Consider the following 22694-nt stretch of genomic DNA (forward strand, 5'->3'; position numbering starts at 1 on the left):
AGCATCGGCCGCTTCGGTGGCCGGACGTCCGTCGACAGCGCGTACCTCTTGAACCGGCATCGGTCAGGCCATCACCATGCACTTGTTCTTCGGCTCCAACGCGCTCTACCCGGTGGCCGTCATGCCCGGCTGACTCCAGGCCGTCAGCCTGCTCAACCCGCTCAGCTACCAAGTCGACGCCCTGCGGGGTCTGTTGCTCGGAACGCCGGCGCACCTGCCGCTCGACTACGGCGTCCTGGCCGTGGCCGCGGCCACGGCGCCCTGGCACCCGATCGCATCTGGGCGCTCCAGTATTTCTCCCAACTGGTGCCGCCGGTGAACTTGAGGGTCGGTGTGGGTGCGTGGGCCGCCCGATCGCGTCGGCGCGGCAGCGATCCAAGCCGGCCGGCGAGTGGCGAGGCGCGCTCAGGCGGAGCGTGTGCGGCGGGAGTTGGCCCACAGGAGAAGTGCGGCGGCGAGGAGTACGCCGCCCGCGGCCCAGGCCACCGTGCCGGTACGGGATGTCCCGGCCGAGTGCTTTGCGGCTTGCTGAGAAGCACAGGCTTTTCCGGGTGCGGCGGGGGCGATACGCAGACGGGCCCATGGTTTGTCGGGGCCGGTCCGGTCGACGTCGTGCCGGTGGACGACGTAGATGCCGGGTGCGGAGTCGCAGGTCAGGGTGGTGGTGGCGGTCAGGACGGCTTTGGCGCCGCGCAGGACGGGGCGGTCGGTGAAGGCGCGGGAGGTGAGGGTGATGTCTCCGTCCGATCCCTCGTCGTCGTTGTCCGTGATCGTGATGCGGCTGCCGGCCCGGAAGGTCCGTACGTCCCATTCCGACTGGGGCCACGTCCTGTCCGGAGCCCAGCGCTCCTCCAGCCTGGGCGGAGGCAGTTTCCTGGCCCTGCTCCGGCAGGCGCGGCGTGCCGCCTCGTCGGCGGGTTCCACGCGCACCTGTGCCCATCTGAACGGATGCTCCTCCGGGCCCACGTCTCCGGCGCCGCGTTGCGTCACCGGGTAGGTGCCGGGCCGGGCGTCGCAGGCGATGGTGACGGTGGTGGTCAGCACCGGATCCATCATGCGCAGCTTCCCTGCCCCAACGAACGCGGGGGAGTTGATCGTTGCGAGGTAAGTGGCATCGCTGGCCGCGGTGTTGACCGTCAGTGTGTCGCCGGGATGCACCGAGCGGACACTTCCGAACGGGAGCGAGGGTCCGGGCGGCGAGGCCGAGGCCGGCCCGGCTGCCAGGAAGGGGAGCAGGAGAGGGAGTGCCGCCCACGCGGTCTTGCGGAGTCGGTCCATCGCTGCACCCTGTCCTCTTATTTGATGCCATGTCGGTTATCGCTCGCTAGTACACTACCGCCATCCCATTGAACATATGTGCGAGTTATGGGTAGTTCGGGCCCGCTCACTGTTCGGCCCTCTTCAAGACGGAAAGGCATCTTCTTGCGTTCCAGATGCAGATGGATTCAAGCCCTTGCGCTCGGACTGGGCGCAGGAGTTCTCGGCGCCGGGACGGCATGGGCCGGGACAGGTGATCCGTCATCACTGGTCTTCGTCCCACCGACGGCCTCCGCACCGCCGCATACTCCCGGCACCGGGCCGCAGGTCCTGCCGACGCTGTCCCCGCCGTCGTCGACGGTCGCGGGGGCCGTCGACCCGACCGACTCCGCCACCCCCTCGGACGCCTCGACGCAGCCCGCCGAGCCGTCCCCTTCGCAGTCTGCCGAGCCGACCATCTTTCCCTCTCCCTCGGACGGGCCGAGTCCGAGAGAGGAGGAGAGGTACTGGACGGCGGAGCGCATGGCCGACGCGGTCCCGGTCGACGGCCCGCCGGACCCCGCTCAGGCCGCCTCGAAGCACGGCATCGCGGCCGGCGCCGCGCACCGGCCGCCGCCGTCGGGCACCCCCACCCCGGAGCACTTCCCCGGCCATCCGATGGTGGGCACGTTCTTCTTCGACGGCAAGCCGCTCGGCGGCCCGAAGACGTACTGCACGGGCAGCGTCGTGCACACGGCCGCCAAGGACATCGTCCTGACCGCCGGACACTGCGGGCTCGGCCTGAAGTCAGCCACCCACCGCATCTTCGTGCCGCGCTACCGCGTCGGCCGGCCCGCCGCCGAGCAACCGGACGGCGTGTTCACGGTGTCCCAGCTCTACATAGACCCGCGCTACGAGAGGAACAGCAAGAAGGCGGTCTCCGACCTCGACCTGGCTTTCGCTCAGGTCGGCCCCAACGGCCGGGGCAAGGTGGAGGATGTCACGGGAGCCCTGACCTTCACGCCGACCAGCAGCTACCACCACAAGGTCACGGTCATCGGCTATCCCGACGACGCCGGTGTCAACCCCGGCCACGCGCCGGTCCGCTGCCCCGTCAGCACCTCCCAACTGCCAGGCTTCCGGCAGATGCGCATGACCTGCACCGGCTTCTACGGTGGTGTTTCCGGCGGCCCGTGGATCGAGGCTTACAACAGCACCAACGGCACCGGCAAGGTGATCGGCAACACCGGCGGGTACAACGGCGGTGGCAACGACGCCAACGACGACTGGGTGACCTACGCGCCGATCTACGGCAAGGACGCCCAGGACCTGTTCGCCGACGCCGCCGCGCATCGGAAAGTGGATGGCGACAAGCCGCCGTACCAGCCGTCCGGAGACCCCTGGCTGCCCGGCGCGGCGACCACCTGGCAGAAGGCCAACCTGATGGCCTCGGGCGACTTCCGCCGGACCGGCCACAGCGACATGATCGTGGTCTGGTCCGACGGCGAGGTCACGCTCTACCCCGGCAACGGACACGGCGGCTACGACCCCGAGCGGCGGCTGCTGCCCAAGAACTCCACGTGGAAGAACGCCAAGACCATCACGGCGGGCGACTTCACCGGGTCCAACCGGTTCGACCTGCTGGTCCGCTGGGTCGACGGCGAGGTGACACTGTACGGCGACGTCGGCTCCAAAGGACTGAACTGGGCCGGCACCCAGATGATCAAACCCAACGACCTCTGGAAGAACGCGACTCAGATCACCGCGGGCCGCTTCGCCGCCTCGACGCACGTCAGCGACCTCGTCGTGCGCTGGGTCGACGGCGAGCTGACCCTCTACACGAACGTCAGCGCCGGCACCTTCGGGCAGGAGCACCAGCTGAAGCCGAAGAACGACACCTGGCGGGACGCCACACTCCTGACGGCGGGTGAGTTCTCCGGCAACCAGAAATGGGACCTCATGGTGCGCTGGACCGACGGCGAGCTCGACGACTACGTCGGTACGACGACCTCGGGCCTCGGCGGCGAGCATCGCATCCTGGACCCCAACGGGCGCTGGAAGCACGACGCGGCCATGACGACCGGCGACTTCACCGGCAACGGCCGTACCGACGACCTCGTCATCCGCTGGTCCGACGGCGAGACCACGATGTACACCGTTACCCTCGCCGACCGGCTGGGAACCGAACGCACGCTCGTCGCCCCGACCTCGTGAGCCCGTCAGCGCGGAGGTCGTCCCGCGGCCGGCTGCCTGGTTCGGGTGGCACGGCGAAGCCCCGGGCCCACGGACCCGGGGCTTCGTGCGGCCGCCGGTCCTGGCGGCACCGCGCAGGCTCTTGCCGTCAACTGAGAGTCGTGTCTGCTCCACGTTCCATGCCCGCGTCAGGACAACCGCTCAACCCGTGACCATGCCGAAGCCCTGACAGGTTCAGATCGCGTTCGTGGTCCTCCTGGACAGGCGACGGCGACCCCGCCCGTTGATCGATTGGTGAGGCCGGGCGGTCAGGCTTAACGTCGATGGAGTGAACATCCACGTTCACCGCGACCCGAGATGCAGGGCCATCCCCCATGACGGCCGATCACGCGACATCCTCCGAGTCTGCCGAATCCCCGCACCGGGGACGGGGCAGCGGTATAGCGCTCCTCGTCATCGCCTCGTGTCAGCTGATGGTGGTCCTGGACATCACCATCGTGAACATCGCGCTGCCGCACATCCAGACCGCGCTCGGCTTCTCCACCGAGAACCTCTCCTGGGTGATCAACGCCTACACGCTGACCTTCGGCGGTCTGCTGCTGCTCGGCGGACGATCCGGGGACATCCTCGGCAGACGCCGGGTCTTCATGTTCGGCGTGCTGCTCTTCGCGTTCGCGTCACTGCTCGGCGGACTCTCCCAGGAATCCTGGCAGTTGCTCGCCGCACGCTCGCTGCAGGGCGTCGGCGGAGCCATCGCCTCGCCCACCGCGCTGGCCCTGATCACCACCACCTTCCGTGAAGGGCCGGAGCGCAACAGGGCGTTCGGCGTGTTCGCGGCCGTCTCCGCGGGCGGCAGCGCGATCGGGCTGCTGGCCGGCGGCATCCTCGTCGAATGGCTGGACTGGCGCTGGGTCTTCTTCGTCAACATCCCCATCGGCCTGCTGATCGTGCTCGCCACCCCCCGCTACATCAAGGAGTCCAAGCGCCACGCGGGCCACTTCGACTTCCTGGGCGCCCTCACCTCGACGCTCGGCATGGTGCTGCTCGTCTACGGCTTCATCCGGGCCTCGGAGAAGGGCTGGAGCAACCCCGTCACCCTCGCGGCCTTCGGGGCGGCGGTGGTGTTCCTGATCGCCTTCATCGCCGTCGAACGCCGGTCGAGACAGCCCATCACACCGCTGTGGATGTTCCGCGACCGCAACCGCTCGGGCGTCTACGCGATGATGCTGAGCCTGTCCGCCGCGATCTTCGGGATGTTCTTCTTCCTGACCCTGTTCGTGCAGAACATCCTGGGCTTCAGCCCGCTCAAGGCCGGCTTCGCCTTCCTGCCGATCAGCGCGATCATCGCGGTCGGCGCGGGATTCGCCTCGAACCTGCTGCCCAGGTGGGGGCCGAAACCCTTCATGGCCGTGGGCGCGGTCCTGTGCGCCCTCGGCCTCGGCTGGCTGACGCTGACCGACGTCGACAGCACGTATCTCGGCAGCATCCTCGGACCCACCCTGGTCTTCGGCTTCGGCATGGGGCTGCAGTTCGTGTCGCTGACGCTGATGGCCGTGTCCGGAGTCCAGCCCAAGGAGACGGGTGCCGCCTCCGGCATCCTCAACGCCACCCAGCAGGTCGGCGGTTCCCTCGGCCTCTCCGTGCTGGTGACGGTCTTCGGCACGGCGAGCCGCAACGAGGCCACGAGCCAGGTCGCGAACTTCATGTCGACGGCGACCCCGGCGCAACGGCTGCAGTTCCGCAGGACGGGACAGCTTCCGGCGCCCTGGAGCGAGCAGGTGCTGACGTCCGGCGTCTCGGGGGCGTTCGTCGCGGCCGCCGTCTTCGCCGTCTTCGCCGCGCTGGTCGCCCTGTTCGTCATCCAGGTGCGCCCCTCCGACCTGGAGCGGCTCCAGGGAGGCGCCGCCTCCCTCACCCCCGCCGACGGAAGCGGCGACGCGGCGGGCGCGTCGCCCCGCGGCCCCGACGGCGGAGCCTGACGTCCGCGCTGCCGTCGGCCCGGCCGTCCTGACGAGCGGCCGGCTCAGGGCAGCGGCTGCTCCGCCCAGATGACCTTGCCCTCGGGTGTGTAGCGGGTGCCCCACCGGTCGGTGAGCTGGGCGACCAGGAACAGGCCGCGCCCGCCCTCGTCCGTCGTCGCCGCGTACCGCAGATGCGGTGAGGTGCTGCTGCCGTCGAAGACCTCGCAGATCAGCGTGCGGTCCAGCAGCACGCGGACCCCGATGGGCCCGTTGCCGTAGCGGATCGCGTTGGTCACCAGCTCACTGAGGATCAGCTCCGTGGTGAACGCCATCTCCTCCAGCCCCCACCGCGCGAGCTGACGGCTGACCGAGGCACGCACCTCGCCGACGGCGGCCGGTTCGGACGGCACCTCCCACGTGGCGATCCGGTCGGCGCCGAGGGCGTGCGTACGGGCCACGATCAGGGCGATGTCGTCGCTCGGCCGGGCCGGCAGCAGGGCGTCCAGGACGGCCCGGCAGGTGTCCTCCGGTGAACGGTCGGCCCCGGCCAGCGCCGTGCGCAGCAGTTCGAGCCCCACGTCGATGTCCCGCCCCCGGTCCTCGACCAGGCCGTCCGTGTAGAGCACCAGCCGGCTGCCCTCCTCCAGTTCCAGTTCGGCCGTCTCGAACGGCAGACCGCCCAGTCCGAGCGGCGGACCGGCCGGCACGTCGGGGAAGTCGACACTGCCGTCGGGACGGATCACCGCGGGCGGCGGATGCCCGGCGCGGGCGACGGTGCAGCGCCGGGTCGTCGGATCGTAGACGGCGTAGACGCAGGTCGCGCCGGTGACGGCGGCTCCGCTGTCCTCCGGCATCTCGTCCTGGTCGATCCGGCCGACGAGCTCGTCCAGGAGGCCGAGCAGTTCGTCGGGCGGCAGATCGAGAGCCGAGAAGTTGTGGACGGCCGTACGCAGTCGCCCCATCGTCGCGGCGGCCAGCAGCCCATGGCCGACGACATCGCCCACCACGACCGCGACCCGGGCACCGGGCAGCGGCAGTACGTCGAACCAGTCGCCGCCGACCCCGGCCTGGGCCGGCAGATAGCGGTAGGCGAGGTCGAGGGCGCTCTGGTCGGGCAGGGTGCGCGGCAGCAGGCTGCGCTGGAGCGTCACGGCCATCGTGTGCTCACGGGTGTAGCGGCGCGCGTTGTCGATGGAGACCGCAGCGCGGGCGACAAGTTCCTCGGCGAGGGCCAGATCCTCCACGTCGAAGGGGTCCGGCTTCTCGGAGCGCCAGAAGTTGACCACTCCCATCACCAGGGGGCCGACCCGCAGCGGGACGGTGATCAGGGAGTGGATTCCGTAGTCCACGACCTGAGCCGTGCGTTGCAGGTCCTGGGCGAGCCAGCCCGGAGCGCCGCCGAGGTCGGGTTCGACGACGGCCTCGCCGGTGCGCAGGCTGTGGGCCTGCGGCGTGGAGGGCACGAACCCGATGTGCTCGCCGACCGGATAGAGCGGCGCGTCCTTGCGGATGCCGCCGGAGGCGGTGCGGCGCAGACCGGCACTCGCGTCCGGCTCCTGCCCGTTGAGTACGGCGTCGGCCAGGTCCACGGTGACGAAGTCCGCGAACCGGGGGACGGCGACCTCCGCCAGTTCCTCGGCCGTCCGCGTGACGTCCAGGCTCGTACCGATGCCCACACCGGCGTCGTACAGCAGTTTGAGCCGTTCGCGGGCGATCTCGGCCCGGCCGGAGAGCGCGCGCAGTTCGGTCGAGTCACGGAGCGTGGCGACGCTGCCGGCCGGTCCGCCCCGCAGGTCGGTGGGCCGCTGGTTGACGGCCAGGAGCTGGTCCCCGACCAGGTGCACCTCGTCGGTGGCGACACGCCCGGAGGTCAGCAGCTCCGCGGTGGCCGCGTCGAGGCCGAGCTCCTGGACGAGACGCCCCTCGGCGTCCGCGGGCAGGTCGAGCAGGCGGTTCGCCTCGTCGTTGGCCAGGAGCAGCCGCCCCTCCGCGCCGACGATGATCACTCCCTCCCGGACCGAGTGCAGTACGGCGTCGTGGTGTTCGTACATCCGGGTCATCTCGTACGGGCCCAGGCCGTGCGTCTGGTGCAGCAGGCGCCGGCTCACCAGTGCCGTGCTCGCGGTCGCGAGGGCGAGCGCGGCGGCGGCGGCGCCCAGCAGGAGCGGCAACTGGCGGTCGGCGGCGCCGCCCACGTTCGCCGTGGTGATCCCGGCCGACACCATGCCGACGACCTTGCCGTCGGGTGCCTTGATGGGGACCGTGGCCTGCACGAGCGGTCCGAGCGTGCCGTTGATCTGCTCGGTGATGGAGTGCCCGGCCAGCACCGGCGCGGTGGTCCCGACGAACTTCTTCCCGATCCGGTCGGGCTTGGGGTGGGTGTAGCGGATCGCGTCGGTGTTCAGCACGACGATGAAGTCCACGTCCGACGCCTTGCGGGCGGCTTCGGCGCTGGGCTGCAGCAGGGCCGTGGGGTGGGGGGCGCTGAGCGCCGCGCGCGTGCCGGGCGCGTTGGCGAAGGTCTCGGCGACGGCGAGCGAGCGGTTGCGGGCCTCCTGGGTGCTGTCGTGCCGCACCTGGAGAACCAGTGCGACCACCGCGGCGACGACCAGGAGCAGCACGATCACCACTTGCAGGACGAACACCTGTCCGGCGACAGTGCGCCCGCCGAGAGCGGAACGGAGCCCGTTGGACGGGCCTTGCCTGTGCTTGCCTTCGTGTGACCCACGCTGATGGTGCGCTTTGCTGGGGCGGCGGGTCGACTGAGCCCGGGTTCGACCCAATAGTCCGACCATGTGCTATGTCTACACTGCCCGGCGCCAGGTGGCGAGGGGCATCACGCACAGTGACCGGGCTTCCTCCCGTTCGGGAGCCCGTGCGCGGGCCGCCCCGGCGTGGGCGACGCTGCTCCCGCGGGCGTCCGGCCGCATGATGGAGACGTATCTCTTTCACCCCCATGTGTCGCTTCGGCGCGGGAGGCACTGATGAAGACCGTGGACCGCTACCGGCTGACCTTCACCCATCCCGGACCGGACGCGCGCATGGTGACGGACGAGGTGGTCGTCGAACGGACGAGCACCAACGGGCCGGGCGGGCATCCGGTGTACAGCGATCCCACCGGCATTCTCCGCGCCGAGATCAGCGCGGCGGGCGAGGTCCGCATGCTGGCCAGCGGCGCCTACCAGTCCCCGATCAACCCGTCCGCCGAACCGATCGCCTGAACGGCGGCGCGCGCCGCCGGGAGCGCCGCGTCCGCGGCCGTGAGGTCCCGTTCCAGGCGGAGGCCCGGACGGCCCCTCAGTTCGATGTCGCCGGTGACGCGGAATCCCGTGCGAGCCAGCACGGTCCGGGACGCCGCGTTGTCCGCGGTCGTCCTGGCCCGGAGGGTCCTGAGGCCGTACGCGGTCGCGGCCAGGGCGCAGATCTCCCGGACCGCTGCGGTGGCGAGCCCCCGTCCGGTGGCCCGCTCCGCGACGCGGTACCCGAGTTCCGCCGAACCGTGCGCCACGTCGACCAGGTTGAAGCGTCCCAGCACGGCGCCGGCGTCGTCCACCACGAGATGGAAGAGCTCCAGTCCCGTGGCCTGGCAGGCCACCAGTTCACGAAGGCGGGTGTCGAATTCGGCGAAGTAGGCGTCCCCGCGATCGGGGATCGTCGCGGCGAAATAGCCGCGGTTCTCCCGTTCGAACGCGAGCAGCGCGGCCGAGTGGTCGAGGCGGAGGCGTTCGAGTCGGGCCATCCGGCCATGCTAGGAACTCGGGCGGTCCCGGGCACCCGGGTTTTCCTCGGCCGCGGTGGAGGTGTCACCCGGTGGCCGGGGGGCCGGCGGGATCCGGGAGGACCGGGTCCTGCTCGCCCTCGGGGTCGATGTGCGGGAGGATCCGGTCCAGCCAGCGCGGTGTCCACCAGGCGTGTGGCCCGAGGAGGGTCATCACGGCCGGCACGAGCAGGAGCCGTACGACCGTCGCGTCGATCAGGACACTCACGGCGAGTCCGAGTCCGAGCATCTTGACCACGATGTTGTCGCTCAGGATGAACGCGGCGAACACGCTCACCATGATCAGGGCGGCGCAGGTGATCACCCGGGCGGTGATCTCCAGGGCGTGCGCGACACTCCCCTTGGCGTCCCCGGTGCGCAGCCAGAACTCGTGGACCCGCGACAACAGGAAGATCTCGTAGTCCATGCTGAGCCCGAAGATGATCGCGAACATCATCATCGGCACATAGCTCTCGATGGGCACCTTGCCCGACACCCCGAGCGCCGGTCCGCCCCAGCCCCATTGGAAGACGGCGACGACGACACCGTACGAAGCGGCGATGGACAGCACGTTCAGGACCGCGGCCTTCAACGCGACCAGCAGCCCGCGGAACACCATCAGGATGATGATGAAGGCGAGCGCGACCACCACGAGGATGATGAGGGGCAGTCGGCTCGCGACGATGTTGCGGAAGTCGACCTGGGCGGCCGTCGTGCCGGTGACATAACCCTTGGCCTTGGTGCCGGACACCGCCTGCGGCAGTGTGGTGTCGACCAGGCGGTTCGTCAGGTCGGTGGTGTACCGGTTCTGCGGGGACACCTTGGAGAAGACGGTGCCCACCAGTACGTCCCCGTCCTTGGTGGTCGTCAGCGGTGTGACCGCGGCGGCGCCCGACACACCGTTGATCGTCTTCTGCGCCTGCGAGGCGAGCGCGGACCGCTGGTCGGACGGAACGTCGGTCTGGTCGATGACCACGGTCAGCGGACCGTTGGAGCCGGGCCCGAAGGCGTCCGACATGATGTCGAACGCCCGCCGGTCCGTGAACGAGGTGGGATCGGCGCCGTCGCCGATGTGGCCGAGCTGGATGGTGAACAGCGGGATGGCCAGCACCAGCACGGTGAACAGGCCTCCGGTCAGGAACCGCCAGGGATGCCGCTGCACACGCAGGGCGTAGTTGTGCCAGGTGCCGTGAGCGGGCGTCCCGGGTTCGGCGTCCGTCTCCGCGACCGGCTTGCGTACGTGAAAGCGGTCGACGTTGTTGCCGACGAGCCCGAGCAGGGCGGGTACGAGGGTCAGCGCGCCGAGGACGGCCGAGACGACGGTCACGGCCGCCGCGAGGCCGAGTTTGCTGATGAAGGAGACACCGGAGACGGACAGCCCGGCCAGGGCGATGATCACGGTGCAGCCGGAGACGAGGACGGCGCGCCCGCTGGTGGTGGTGGCGCGGCCCGCCGCCCGAACCGGATCGACGCCGTCGAAGAGGTTCTGCCGGTGACGGGTGATCAGGAACAGGGCGTAGTCGATGCCGACGCCCAGGCCGATCATGGTCGCGAGCGTCGGTGACACGGTCGCGAAGGTGAACGCGGCGGCCAGCAGGCCCAGGCAGGCCAGACCGCCGATCACGCTGATCAGGGCGGTCACCAGCGGCAGACCGGCCGCGATGACACTGCCGAATCCGACGAGCAGGACGACGATCGCCACCGCGAAGCCGATGGCCTCGCTGATCCGGTCGTTCGCGGCGGGCCTGGCCAGTTCGCCCAGCGGGCCGCCGTACTCGACGTCGACGCCTGCCGAGCGCAGCGGCTTCACCGCACTGTCCACACCGTGGAGATAGTCGTCGCCGAGGGTCGAGGGCTGCACATCGAAGCGCACGGTGATGTAGGCGGTCTTCCCGTCGTCCGACAGGGGTCCGACGTTCGGCTGCTGGGACTGCCCCGAGGACGGCTGCGAGCCCGGCGGCGGCAGCGGATTCTGCACCGACAGGACGTGCGGCAGCTTCTGCAGATCGCCGACGGTCTGGTTCATCTGGGAACTCAGCGACGTCAGGGGCTTCTGCGTGTCGCGCAGCACGACCTGGCTGCTGTAGCCGCCGGCCGCCGGGTCGTGCTCCTTGAGAACGTCCAGCCCCTCCGTGGACTGCACTCCGGGGAGCGTGAAATTGTCCGAGTAGTCTCCGCCGAACGAGCGATTGAGCCCTTGCAGCACGGCGAGCGCGACCAGCCAGGCCACGATGACGATCACGAAATGGCGGGCACACCACTCACCCAGCCGCTGCAGTCTCCCGGGCCTGTTCTTTCCGCCCCGTGGACTGGCCTGCGTCGCCGACATGGGCTGCTCCTGCTGGAAGACGACACCTCCGACTCCGTCATTTAACGACGCGACGATCATCGCGGCCCGTCGAGAATCAGGAGCGGACGAGCCGCGCGACGCCCTCGGGTGACCGGCTCGCCGGTGGGGGACCGGTCGATCCGGCCGGTCCCCGTTCGTCCGGTAGGTGGGACACCGGCGCCGTGCCGGTGAGGAACGGAGGCTGTGATGAGAATGTACGAGGTAAGGACGCTGCTGGACGGACGCGGGCTGGTCGAGTCGCCGCGCTGGTACGGGGACCGGCTGTACTTCTCCGACTGGACCGCGGGCGAGGTCCTCGCCCTCGATCCGGCGGCCGGCCGCGGCGAGGTGGTCGCCCGGGTGGCGTCGCTGCCCCTGTGCACCGACCGGCTTCCCGACGGCCGCATGCTCATCGTCTCCTCCCCGGACGGTCTGCTGCTCCGCCGGGAACCCGACGGCTCCCTGGGCACGTACGCGGACCTGGGCAGGCCGGGCTGGAACGACATCGTGGTCGACGGCCGCGGGAACACCTACGTCAACCGGGCGGACTTCGACCCGATGACCGGCGAGGCGGCCAGACCGGGATCGGTCTCGCTGGTCACCCCGGACGGTTCGGTGCGCGAGGTGGCGGACGACATCGCGTTCCCGAACGGGATGGCCGTGACGCCCGACGGTTCCACCCTGATCGTCGCCGACTCCTACCGGCACGGCCTGGTCGCCTTCGACATCGGCGCGGACGGCACTCTGTCGGGCCGCCGTGTCTGGGCCGACCTGGGGGAGGGCACCCCGGACGGCATCTGCGTCGACGCGCACAACGCCGTCTGGTACGCCGATGTGCCGGGCCGGTGCTGTGTGCGCGTCGCCGAGGGCGGTGCCGTACTCGACCGGATCGACCTCGACCGAGGCGGCTTCGCCTGCGTCCTGGGCGGCCATGACCGCAGGACGCTGTTCATCGTGGCCGCGGTCTGGCGCGGAATGACGGAGTCCGCGATGGTGGCACCCGGCTCCGGTCAGGTGCTCGCCGCCCGGGTCGGGGTGCCGGGAGCGGGCCGGCCCTGAATCGGTTGCCCGGCTGGGTCCAACAGGAGGGCGGCTGAAGGCAGTTCGGGTCCGGTGAGACGGGGAGAGTCGCGCGAGGCAGGGTGTTTCGGCGCCCGGGCGTAGGGATAACCCTCGATTGGCGCCACACGGATGTCATGCCTAGGTCAAGAGTGCAATCCTTCCCCCATCTGTAGGGCAGGTTGAGCGTGACCTGTCCATGGTCGCGTTCCCGCACGCCCCTGCTCAGCTCTTCCCGGACAGAACATCCCGTCTGTCCGGTCTGTCACCGGCCGCCGACCGCGGCCGAAGCAGTAGGAGTACGAGTGAGACGTATCCCCCGTCAGGCGACCGCGGCCGGAGCCCTGGTGGCCACCGCCGCTTTCCTGGCCGTCGGCATACAGACGGTCCCGGCAGTCGCCAAGCCCGCCCCCCACACAAGCCCCCTGCGCACCGGGGGACTTGAGGCAAAGCTCACCCCGGCCCAGCATGTGGCGCTGCTGACGAAGGCGTCGAAGCAGACCACCGCGACCGCCGGCACCCTCGGCCTCGGTCCGAAGGAGAAGCTGGTCGTCAAGGACGTCGTCAAGGACAACGACGGCACCCTGCACACCCGTTACGAGCGCACCTACGCCGGCCTCCCGGTGCTCGGCGGCGACATCGTGGTCCACACCCCGCCGGCCTCGCAGGCCACCGGCACGGTGAGTACGACCTTCAACAACAAGCACGCCATCAAGGTAGCCTCCACCACCGCGACGTTCACCAAGACCGCCGCCGCGGCCAAGGCGCTCGGTGTGGCCAAGTCGCTCAAGGCGGAGAAGCCCGCCGCCGACAGTGCCCGCAAGGTCATCTGGGCCGGCACCGGCACCCCCAGGCTCGCCTGGGAGACCGTGGTCAGCGGATTCCAGGACGACGGCACGCCGAGCAAGCTGCACGTCGTCACGGACGCCACCACCGGCAAGGAACTGACCCGGTACGAGGGCATCGAGACCGGCACCGGCAACACCCAGTACAGCGGATCGGTCACGCTGAACACCACGCTGTCCGGCTCGACGTACCAGCTGACCGACTCCACCCGGGGCGGCCACAAGACGTACTCGCTGAACAACGGCACCTCCGGCACCGGCACCCTGATGACCGACTCCGACGACGTCTGGGGTACGGGCGCGGGCTCCAACACCCAGACCGCCGGCGCGGACGCCGCGTACGGCGCCCAGATGACCTGGGACTTCTACAAGAACACCTTCGGCCGCAGCGGCATCAAGAACGACGGCGTCGCCGCGTACTCGCGCGTCCACTACAGCTCGGCGTACGTCAACGCCTTCTGGGACGACAGCTGCTTCTGCATGACCTACGGCGACGGCACCAGCAGCACCCACGCGCTGACCTCGCTCGACGTCGCGGGCCACGAGATGAGCCACGGCGTCACCTCGAACACCGCGGGCCTGAACTACACCGGTGAGTCCGGCGGTCTGAACGAGGCGACCTCCGACATCTTCGGCACCGGCGTGGAGTTCTACGCCAACAACTCGACCGACGTGGGCGACTACCTCATCGGCGAGAAGATCGACATCAACGGCGACGGCTCGCCGCTGCGTTACATGGACAAGCCGAGCAAGGACGGCAGCTCCGCGGACAGTTGGTACTCCGGCGTCGGCAACCTCGACGTCCACTACTCCTCGGGCCCCGCGAACCACATGTTCTACCTGCTCTCCGAGGGCAGCGGCACCAAGGTCATCAACGGCACCACGTACACCAGCTCGACCTCGGACGGTGTGGCCGTCGCCGGTATCGGCCGGGCCGCGGCCCTGCAGATCTGGTACAAGGCGCTCACGACGTACATGACGTCGAGCACCAACTACGCGAGTGCGCGTACCGCGGCGCTCAATGCGGCGACGGCGCTGTACGGCGCCGGCTCCGCCCAGTACGCGGGCGTGGCGAACGCCTTCGCCGGCATCGCCGTCGGCAGCCACGTCACCCCGCCGACGAGCGGTGTGACCGTCACCAACCCGGGCAGCCAGTCCTCCACCGTCGGCACCGCGGTGAGCCTGCAGGTCTCGGCCAGCAGCACCAACAGCGGCTCCCTGACCTACGCGGCGTCCGGTCTGCCGACCGGTCTGTCGATCAGCAGCTCGACGGGCGCCATCACCGGCACGCCGACCACCGCGGGGACGTACAGCACGACCGTCACCGTCACGGACAGCACCGGCGCGACGGGCACGGCGTCCTTCACCTGGACGGTCAGCACCTCGGGCGGTGGCGGCACCTGCACCTCGGCCCAACTGCTCGGCAACCCCGGCTTCGAGTCGGGCAGCACCACCTGGACCGCGTCCAGCGGGGTCATCACCACGGACACCGGCGAAGCGGCCCACGGCGGCTCCTACAAGGCGTGGCTGGACGGCTACGGCTCGACCCACACCGACACGCTGTCCCAGTCGGTGGCCGTCCCCAGCGGCTGCAAGGCCACGCTGACGTTCTACCTGCACATCGACACCGCCGAGACGACCACCAGCTCCGCGTACGACAAGCTGACGGTCACGGCCGGATCGACCACGCTGGCGACCTACTCCAACCTCAACAAGGCCACCGGCTACACGCAGAAGACGTTCGACCTGTCCTCCTTCGCCGGATCGACCGTCGCGCTCAAGTTCAGCGGCGTCGAGGACTCCTCGCTCCAGACCAGCTTCGTCGTGGACGACACCGCCCTGACGACCAGCTGATCCGCGGCACCTGACACCCCCCACAACGGCCGCGGCGTGGGTCCTCCTCGCGGAGGACCCACGCCGCACGCCGCTGAGGCCCTACTCGAACCGGGACGGGTCACCCGCGCCGAGACGTACGAGCTCGGGTTCGGCGCCGGAGAAGTCGATGACGGTCGTCGGCTCGGTGCCGCAGTCGCCGGAGTCGATGACCGCGTCCACCACGTGGTCGAGGCGGTCCTTGATCTCCCAGCCCTGGGTCAGCGGTTTCTCCTCCTCCGGCAGGAGCAGGGTGCTCGACAGGAGCGGCTCGCCGAGTTCGGCGAGGATCGCCTGGGCGACGACATGGTCCGGGATCCGCACCCCGACGGTCTTCTTCTTCGGGTGCAGCAGCCTGCGCGGAGCCTCCTTCGTCGCCGGGAGGATGAAGGTGTAGCTGCCAGGAGTGGCCGCCTTCACCGTGCGGAAAACCGCGTTGTCGATCCGTACGAAGTGCCCCAGCTGCGCGAAGTCCTCGCACATCAGCGTGAAGTGGTGCCGTTCGTCGAGTTGGCGGATCGAGCGGATGCGGTCGATCCCGTCCCGGTTGCCGAGCGCGCAGCCGAGTGCGAAGCAGGAGTCCGTCGGGTAGACGATCAGCCCGCCGCTGCGGACGATCTCCACCACCTGGCTGATGATGCGCCGCTGCGGGTTCTCCGGGTGGACGTCGAAGTACTTGGCCATGCTGCGAGCTTAGGGGGTCGTCCATCATTTCCCCGGTCGCGGCTATAGGAACCTTGAGGCCGTCTCGCTACCCTCCGCCGCATGATTTCCACGGTGGTCTGGGGTACCGGCAATGTCGGCCGCGCGGCCATCCGCGCCGTCGAGGCCCATCCGAAGCTGAAACTCGCGGCCGTGCTCGTCCACGACCCCGGCAAGGTCGGCCGCGACGCGGGCGAGCTCGCCGGGCTCGACCACGGCCTCGGCGTCGCGGCGAGCGACGACATCGACGCGGTCCTGGCCGCGGGCCCCGGGGCCGTGGTCTACGCGGCCACCGGGGACATCCGCCCCGACGAGGCCCTCGCCGACATCGGCAGGGCGATCCGGGCCGGTGCGGTGGTCGTCACCCCCGCCCTGTACCCGCTCTACGACCAGCGCAGCGCCCCGCCGGAGTTCCGGGAACCCGTGCTCGCCGCCATCGCGGACGGCGGCGGCTCCCTGTTCGTCTCCGGAGTCGATCCCGGCTGGGGCAACGACGTCCTGCCCCTGCTGATCAGCGGGCTCGGCACCACCGTCGACGCCATCCGCTGCCAGGAGATCTTCGACTACTCCACGTACGAACAGGAGGAGTCCGTCCGGTACCTGGTCGGCATGGGGCAGCCGATGGACTACGAGCCGCTGATGCTCGCCCCGTCGATCCCGACCATGGTGTGGGGCGGCCAGATACGGCTCATGGCGCGGGCACTCGGTGTCGAACTCGACGACATCCGCGAGACGATGGAACGACGCGCGCTGACGGACACCGTGAGCACCCGCACCATGGGAGAGTTCGCGGCCGGTACCCAGGGCGCCGTGCGGTTCGAGGTGCAGGGAATCGTCGGGGGAGAGCCCCGGATCGTCATCGAGCACGTCACCCGCATCCACGCCTCCTGCGCGCCGGACTGGCCGACGCCGCCCGACGGGGACGGCGCCCACCGCGTGGTCATCGAGGGCCGTCCGCGCATCGAGGTCACCGTCACGGCCACCGACGAGGGCGACAACCGCTCCGCCGGCGGGAACGCCACCGCGGTCGGCCGTCTGGTCGGTGCCGTCGACTGGCTGGTGGACGCGGAACCAGGGCTCTACGACGCACTCGACGTCCCGCTGCGCCCCGCAGTCGGCCGACTCGGAAGGAAGTGACCCATGACCCTGCACATCGACATTCCCGAGGGACAGGAACCGATCGGATACGTGTGGGGCGAGATGGTGCCCGGCATCGGCATGGCCGCCGCGAACTTCTCCCTGTCGGTGTACGAGCACACGACCCTGGGGCTGCGCGAGTTCGAGGCCGCCCGGCTGCGCGTCGCGCAGATCAACGGGTGCCTGTTCTGCCTCGACTGGCGTACGGAGCGGGAGGGCCGCAAGGTCGAGGAGGAGTTCGCGGAGGCGGTGGCCCAGTGGCGTACCACCGACGCCTTCGACGACCGGACACGGCTGGCCGCGGAGTACGCCGAGCGCTACGCCCTGGATCACCATGGTCTGGACGAGGAGTTCTGGACCCGGATGACCGCGCTGTACAGCCAGCGGGAGATCGTGGAGCTGACCATGAGCATCGGCTCCTGGCTGGCGTTCGGCCGGCTCAACCATGTCCTCGGCCTGGACACCGTGTGCGTGCTGCCGACCCATTGAGCGGATCCGGGCCGCACGGCGCACGCGGCCCACTGAGCGGATCCGGGCCGCACGGGCGGCCCGGACTCGCTAGAGGTCGACGGCGATGATGTTCTCGATGTTCCGCTCGGCGAGGGCCGTGATCGTGACGAACGGGTTGACGCTGGTGTTGCCGGGAATAAGCGCGCCGTCGATGACGTACAGGCCCGAATAGCCCTTCAGGCGGCCGTAGTTGTCGGTCGCCTTGTTGAGCACGGCGCCGCCGAGCGGGTGGTAGGTGAGGTGGTCGCCCCAGATCTTGTACACGCCGAAGAGGTCGGTCCGGTAGATCGTGCCCTCCTTCGCGTTGATCTTGTCGAAGATCGACTTGGCCATGTCGATGGCGGGCTGCTTCCAGGCGGTCTGCCAGTTGAGGTCGACGGAGCCGGTGGCGGCGTTCCAGGTGAACTGGGCGCGGTTCGGGTTCTTGGTGATGGACAGATAGAACGAGGCCCAGGTCTCGATCCCGGTGGGCAGTGGTGCCACCTCGGCGAAGGCGCCGCCCGCCGTCCAGTTGTCGATGCCGCCGCAGGGGATGCTGGCCTGGAGCGAGCCGGTCGGATCCCAGATCTGGTTCGCCCGGCCGCACATGACGTTGCCGTTGTCTCCCCAGCCCTGGCCGATCTCGCCGTTGAGGCCGGGCAGTGCGCCGGTCGCCTTGAGCTTGACCAGGAGCTTGCTCGTTCCGACGCTTCCGGCCGCGAAGAACACCCGGTCCGCGGTCACCGTCTTGGAGGCCGTGGCGTCGCCGTTGGTGTTGAGCTGGTCGATCAGGACGGTGTAGCCGCCGCCGGCCGCGGGGGAGACCGAAGTGACCTTGTGCAGCGGTGAGATGGTGACCCTGCCGGTGGCCGTGGCCTGGGCGAGATAGGTCTTCTGGAGCGACTTCTTGCCGTAGTTGTTGCCGTAGAGGATCTCCCCGGCGAGCGCCGACTTGGTGGCGGTGCCCGCGGCCTCCTGCTTCATGTAGTCCCAGTCGTAGACGTCGGGCACGAAGACGAAGGGGAAACCGGAACGCTGGGCCTGCTTGCGGCCGACCCGCGCGTACTGGTAGCAGTCGGTGGTGTCGAACCAGGCCGGGTCGATGAGACCGGTGCCGAGCCCGGCGTTGGCGCGCGGATAGTAGGTCGCGTACATCTCGTCGGCGTTCACCGACGGGAGGATGGCGCCGAAGTTCTCCCGCTTGGGGGTGACCGCCATGCCTCCGTTGACGAGCGATCCGCCACCGACGCCGCGGCCCTGGTACACGATGATCTGGCCCATCTCCTCGGCGTCCAGGATCCCGGTGTAGCGGGGGATGTCCTTGTCGATGGGGAAGCCGAGGAAGTTGCTGAGAGGCTGCTTGGTCTTGGTCCGCAGCCAGTACGAACGCTGGTCCGGGCTGGTCGTGTTGGCGAAGATCTTGCCGTCGGAGCCCGGGGTGTCCCAGGCCATGCCCATCTCGACCATCTGCACGTCGACGCCCGCCTGGGCGAGGCGCAGGGCGGCGACGGAGCCGCCGTACCCGGTGCCGATCACCAGGACCGGGACATGTGCTCCGGAAGGGATCGACGAGGCCGCCGTGGCGATCCGAGCCGGGGCCGCGACGGCGCGGCCGGCGAGGCTCACCGCTCCAAGAATAGAACCTGTTCCAGCAATGAATCGTCGCCGCGAGACACCTCTGGAATCCGTGTTGTGCTGGTTGATGTCACCCATGTGGCACTCCTCACTCTCGATGAGTGGGAACAGGTTCTACTGTTACTGGCTTGTTAAGTCACTACATACCGGTTGGTAACTTCTGTCCGATCTTGGGGTGATCGGCGAGGTCTGATCCGCTTGCCCTTGACTTCACAAGACCCTCGCGCGACATTTCCTGACGCTGCATCAGAACCGGTACGGCGGGGGCCTGTCGGCTCCCGGAGCACGGAACGCCTCCCATTCCCTCGCCCTGCTGGAGCGCCCTGCCATGTCCCCGAACGCGGACCCCGCCAGACGTACCGACTCCTTCTCGGCCCCCGGCCCCTCACGCCGGCGGGTGCTCGGCGCGGCGACGGGCGCCTCGCTCGCGCTCGCCGCCGGCGTCGCCGGAGCGGGAGCCGGCGCCGCGGCCGACCTGCCCCTGCTCGGCACGTACGACGTCGTCGTGGTCGGCTCGGGAGCCGCCGGCATGACCGCGGCGCTGACCGCCGCGAAACAGGGCCTGAGCTGCGTGGTCCTGGAGAAGGCGGCCACCTTCGGAGGCTCGGCGGCACGCTCGGGCGCGGGGATCTGGATCCCCAACAACCCGGTGATCCTCGCCGCCGGAGTCCCCGACACCCCGGCGAAGGCCGCCGCCTACCTCGCGGCCGTGGTCGGCCCGGACGTCCCGGCCGAGCGGCGCCAGGCCTTCCTCGGCAACGGACCGGCCATGATCTCCTTCGTCATGGCCAACAGCCCGCTGCGCTTCCGCTGGATGGAGGGCTACAGCGACTACTACCCGGAGCTCCCCGGCGGCCTCCCGGGCGGCCGCTCCATGGAGCCCGACCAGCTCGACGGCAACATCCTCGGAGCCGAACTCGCCCACCTCAACCCGGCGTACCTGGCGGTCCCGGCCGGGATGGTCGTCTTCAGCGCCGACTACAAATGGCTCACCCTCGCCGCCGTGAGCGCGAAGGGCGCGGCCGTCGCCACCGAGTGCCTGGCCCGGGGCACCAGCGCGGCACTGCTCGGCCAGAAGCCGCTGACGATGGGCCAGTCGCTCGCGGCCGGGCTGCGCGCGGGCCTGCTCACCGCCCAGGTCCCGGTCCGGCTGAACACCCCGCTGTCCGACCTGTACATCGAGAACGGCGCCGTCACCGGCGCGGTGGTCACCCGCAACGGCGCGTCCGGCCTGGTCAGGGCCCGGCGCGGGGTCATCGTCGGCTCCGGCGGCTTCGAGCACAACGCCGCCATGCGCGCCGAGTTCCAGCGGCAGCCGATCGGGACCGCCTGGACGGTGGGCGCCAAGGAGAACACCGGCGACGGCATCCAGGCGGGCCGGCGGGCCGGAGCGGCGCTCGACCTGATGGACGACGCCTGGTGGGGCCCGGCCGTCCCGCTGCCCGACCAGCCCTACTTCTGCCTCGCCGAACGCACCCTGCCCGGCGGCCTGCTGGTCAACGCGGCCGGGGCGCGCTTCGTCAACGAGGCCGGGCCCTACAGCGACGTCGTGCACACGATGTACGACCGTAACCCGGGCGCTCCGGACATCCCGGCGTGGCTGGTGGTGGACCAGAACTACCGCAACCGCTACCTGTTCAAGGACGTCGCGCCGACCTTCACGTTCCCCGACTCCTGGTACACCTCGGGCGCCGTGTACAAGGCGTGGACCCTGGACGACCTCGCCGGCCGGATCGGCGTCCCCGCGGCCGCCCTGCGCACCACCGTCAGCCGCTTCAACAGCCTGGCGCTGAGCGGTACCGACTCGGACTTCCACCGCGGCGACAGCGTCTACGACCACTACTACACGGACCCCGCGGTCCTCCCCAATTCCTGTCTGGCCCCGCTCTGGCTCCCGCCGTTCTACGCCTTCAGGATCGTCCCGGGCGATCTGGGCACCAAGGGCGGCCTGCGTACGGACGGCCGGGCACGCGTACTGCGCCCGGACGGCACGGCCATCCCCGGCCTGTACGCGGCGGGCAACGCCAGCGCGGCCGTCATGGGCCACAGCTACGCGGGAGCGGGCTCGACGATCGGTCCCGCGATGACCTTCGGGTACATCGCGGCCCTCGACATCGCGGCGACCTGATGAGAGCTGCCCTCGACATCGCGGCGACCTGATGAGAGCTGCCCTCGGCATCACGGCGACCTGACGGAAAGGGAGTGCGAAGCCGTCAGCCGACGGCGGTCAGCCGTCGTCGTCGCCTCCCGCCCCGCCGACCCGCGGCGTCAGAACCAGGATGGACACGTCGTCCCGGATCGAGGGGCAGAACTGGACGAGGTCGTGCCACACACAGTCGATGAGCGCGTCCGGCGGCTCCTCGGCGAACGCGGCCAGCCGATCCGGCAGCGGGTAGAAGGCACCGGCCGGATCACGGCTTTCGCTCACGCCGTCCGACGCCAGGAAGAGCCGGTCGCCGGGCTCCAGATCGACGGTGCGCCCTTTCGGCGGGGACAGTTCGAAGAACCCCAGCCCCACCGGGGCTCCCGGCTCGGTGTCGAGCTCCAGGGCCTTCGTGCCGCGCAGCAGCAGCGGGTACGGGTGCCCGCACGACACCAGTCGCACCGTGGCCGCGTCGGGCGGGAACTCCAGGAGAAGCACGGTGGCGAACAGCTCGGCGTGATCGACCGCCGCGGAGTCCACCACCAGCCGGCGGTCGAGCCGGGCCGCGGCCTCCTCCAGATCGCGCTGGTCCAGCACCGTCTCCCGGAACGCCCCGAGCAGCGAGGCGACGGTTCCCACGGCGGACAGTCCGTGCCCCTGTACGTCACCCATCACGGCCCGGACTCCGAACGGTCCGCCGCGTACGTCGAAGAAGTCGCCCCCGACCAGCGTCTCGCGCTGCGCGGGCCGGTACAGCCCCGCGCAGCGGACCGGCCCGACGCGGTCGGGCAGCGGGGGCAGAACGGCGAGTTGAGCGGCCTCGGCCACCGACCGCACGGTGACCAGATGCGCGTCCCTGCGGCTGCGGACCAGGGACACGAACACGCTGAGCACGGCGATGAAGGTGATGGTGAGCAGGTCCGCGTTGCCCGGATGGTTGAGCTGCAGGGCGGGAACGTGCAGCAGGAGTACGACGACCGCGCCGAAGGCGGCCGTCGCGAGGGGCCCGTAGGAGAGGACGGCCAGGGAGGGGATGGCGCCCAGCAGAAAACCGATGTCCAGCGCGTGGCTGCTCGCGAGCTCACCGACGCAGACCCCCAGCAGCAGGATCGGCGGCAGGAGCCGTACCCACCGAGGAGGGGGCGAGCCGCGCAGCCATCCCCGGCGGTCGTCCCGCTGACCGGGCGCGGCCTTCGTGGCCATGGCACTCCTCCTTCCGCCCCCACGCTCCTCCATTCCGCGCCGCCGCGCATTCCGGTCCGCCCCGCACGGAGCCCCGCCACCACGGGGATGAGGTGACGGGGCTCCACAGGGCGGGTGCCCCGCCGACGGTGCT

General features: G+C 70.1%; 15 protein-coding genes and 1 pseudogene. 9 read left to right on the forward strand and 7 right to left on the reverse strand.

The features are described 5' to 3' along the window. Window positions 1-55 precede the first annotated feature (55 nt). A pseudogene (locus OHT01_RS36745) lies at window positions 56-319 on the forward strand (ABC transporter permease); the annotation flags it as partial. Window positions 320-405: 86 nt separating this feature from the next. Here the strand turns inward: OHT01_RS36745 and OHT01_RS36750 are convergent. After that, window positions 406-1278 carry a hypothetical protein gene (locus tag OHT01_RS36750; RefSeq protein WP_328557435.1) on the reverse strand — a complete coding sequence of 291 codons (873 nt, stop codon included), beginning with the start codon at window positions 1276-1278 and terminating at the stop codon, window positions 406-408. Window positions 1279-1779: 501 nt separating this feature from the next. Between OHT01_RS36750 and OHT01_RS36755 the strand changes: the two genes are divergently transcribed. Both OHT01_RS36755 and OHT01_RS36760 read left to right on the forward strand, forming a co-directional pair. Next, window positions 1780-3450 carry a trypsin-like serine peptidase gene (locus OHT01_RS36755; RefSeq protein ID WP_328557436.1) on the forward strand — a complete coding sequence of 557 codons (1671 nt, stop codon included), beginning with the start codon at window positions 1780-1782 and terminating at the stop codon, window positions 3448-3450. A gap of 353 nt (window positions 3451-3803) precedes the next feature. Further along, window positions 3804-5408: an MFS transporter gene (locus OHT01_RS36760; RefSeq protein ID WP_328557437.1), complete on the forward strand. Its 1605-nt coding sequence runs from the start codon at window positions 3804-3806 to the stop codon at window positions 5406-5408. A 44-nt stretch (window positions 5409-5452) separates the two neighbouring features. Here OHT01_RS36760 and OHT01_RS36765 read toward each other — a convergent pair whose 3' ends face one another. Continuing rightward, the gene (locus OHT01_RS36765; RefSeq protein WP_328557438.1) at window positions 5453-8185 is read right to left on the reverse strand and encodes a SpoIIE family protein phosphatase; all 2733 of its coding nucleotides are present in this window, start codon (window positions 8183-8185) and stop codon (window positions 5453-5455) included. 189 nt (window positions 8186-8374) lie between these two features. On the opposite strand from OHT01_RS36765, the gene OHT01_RS36770 reads away from it, so the two are divergent. Further along, the gene (locus OHT01_RS36770; protein WP_328557439.1) at window positions 8375-8611 is read left to right on the forward strand and encodes a DUF6296 family protein; all 237 of its coding nucleotides are present in this window, start codon (window positions 8375-8377) and stop codon (window positions 8609-8611) included. Here the strand turns inward: OHT01_RS36770 and OHT01_RS36775 are convergent. Together OHT01_RS36775 and OHT01_RS36780 are read right to left on the reverse strand one after the other, a co-directional pair. Continuing rightward, a complete protein-coding gene (locus OHT01_RS36775) occupies window positions 8569-9129 on the reverse strand; it encodes a GNAT family N-acetyltransferase (RefSeq protein ID WP_328557440.1) in 561 nt (186 codons plus the stop codon). The genes OHT01_RS36770 and OHT01_RS36775 overlap by 43 nt on opposite strands. A 64-nt stretch (window positions 9130-9193) precedes the next feature. Beyond that, window positions 9194-11476 carry an MMPL family transporter gene (locus tag OHT01_RS36780; RefSeq protein ID WP_328557441.1) on the reverse strand — a complete coding sequence of 761 codons (2283 nt, stop codon included), beginning with the start codon at window positions 11474-11476 and terminating at the stop codon, window positions 9194-9196. Between the two features lie 207 nt (window positions 11477-11683). Here OHT01_RS36780 and OHT01_RS36785 point away from each other — a divergent pair, with 207 nt between their 5' ends. Together OHT01_RS36785 and OHT01_RS36790 are read left to right on the forward strand one after the other, a co-directional pair. Beyond that, window positions 11684-12535, forward strand: coding sequence for an SMP-30/gluconolactonase/LRE family protein (locus tag OHT01_RS36785; RefSeq protein WP_328557442.1), 852 nt, complete (start codon window positions 11684-11686; stop codon window positions 12533-12535). A gap of 305 nt (window positions 12536-12840) precedes the next feature. After that, entirely contained in the window at window positions 12841-15234 is a 2394-nt protein-coding gene (locus tag OHT01_RS36790) for a M4 family metallopeptidase (protein WP_328557443.1), read from the forward strand. A gap of 81 nt (window positions 15235-15315) precedes the next feature. Here OHT01_RS36790 and OHT01_RS36795 read toward each other — a convergent pair whose 3' ends face one another. Beyond that, window positions 15316-15936, reverse strand: a complete 621-nt coding sequence (locus OHT01_RS36795) for an L-threonylcarbamoyladenylate synthase (RefSeq protein ID WP_328557444.1) — start codon at window positions 15934-15936, stop codon at window positions 15316-15318. A gap of 81 nt (window positions 15937-16017) precedes the next feature. Between OHT01_RS36795 and OHT01_RS36800 the strand changes: the two genes are divergently transcribed. Beyond that, window positions 16018-17091 carry an NAD(P)H-dependent amine dehydrogenase family protein gene (locus OHT01_RS36800; protein WP_328557445.1) on the forward strand — a complete coding sequence of 358 codons (1074 nt, stop codon included), beginning with the start codon at window positions 16018-16020 and terminating at the stop codon, window positions 17089-17091. Between the two features lie 9 nt (window positions 17092-17100). Next, the gene (locus tag OHT01_RS36805) at window positions 17101-17580 is read left to right on the forward strand and encodes a carboxymuconolactone decarboxylase family protein (RefSeq protein ID WP_328558393.1); all 480 of its coding nucleotides are present in this window, start codon (window positions 17101-17103) and stop codon (window positions 17578-17580) included. 69 nt (window positions 17581-17649) lie between these two features. On the opposite strand, the gene OHT01_RS36810 is transcribed toward OHT01_RS36805, so the two are convergent. After that, window positions 17650-19293, reverse strand: coding sequence for a GMC oxidoreductase (locus OHT01_RS36810; protein WP_328557446.1), 1644 nt, complete (start codon window positions 19291-19293; stop codon window positions 17650-17652). Between the two features lie 250 nt (window positions 19294-19543). Here OHT01_RS36810 and kstD point away from each other — a divergent pair, with 250 nt between their 5' ends. After that, window positions 19544-21343 (forward strand): 3-oxosteroid 1-dehydrogenase, encoded by a 1800-nt coding sequence (gene kstD / locus OHT01_RS36815; RefSeq protein WP_328557447.1) that lies wholly within the window; start codon window positions 19544-19546, stop codon window positions 21341-21343. A gap of 99 nt (window positions 21344-21442) precedes the next feature. Here the strand turns inward: kstD and OHT01_RS36820 are convergent, their stop codons facing one another. Next, window positions 21443-22561 carry a PP2C family protein-serine/threonine phosphatase gene (locus OHT01_RS36820; protein WP_328557448.1) on the reverse strand — a complete coding sequence of 373 codons (1119 nt, stop codon included), beginning with the start codon at window positions 22559-22561 and terminating at the stop codon, window positions 21443-21445. Between the last annotated feature and the right edge of the window lie 133 nt (window positions 22562-22694).

The organism is Streptomyces sp. NBC_00358 (assembly GCF_036099295.1).
In the GTDB taxonomy this organism is placed as follows: domain Bacteria; phylum Actinomycetota; class Actinomycetes; order Streptomycetales; family Streptomycetaceae; genus Streptomyces.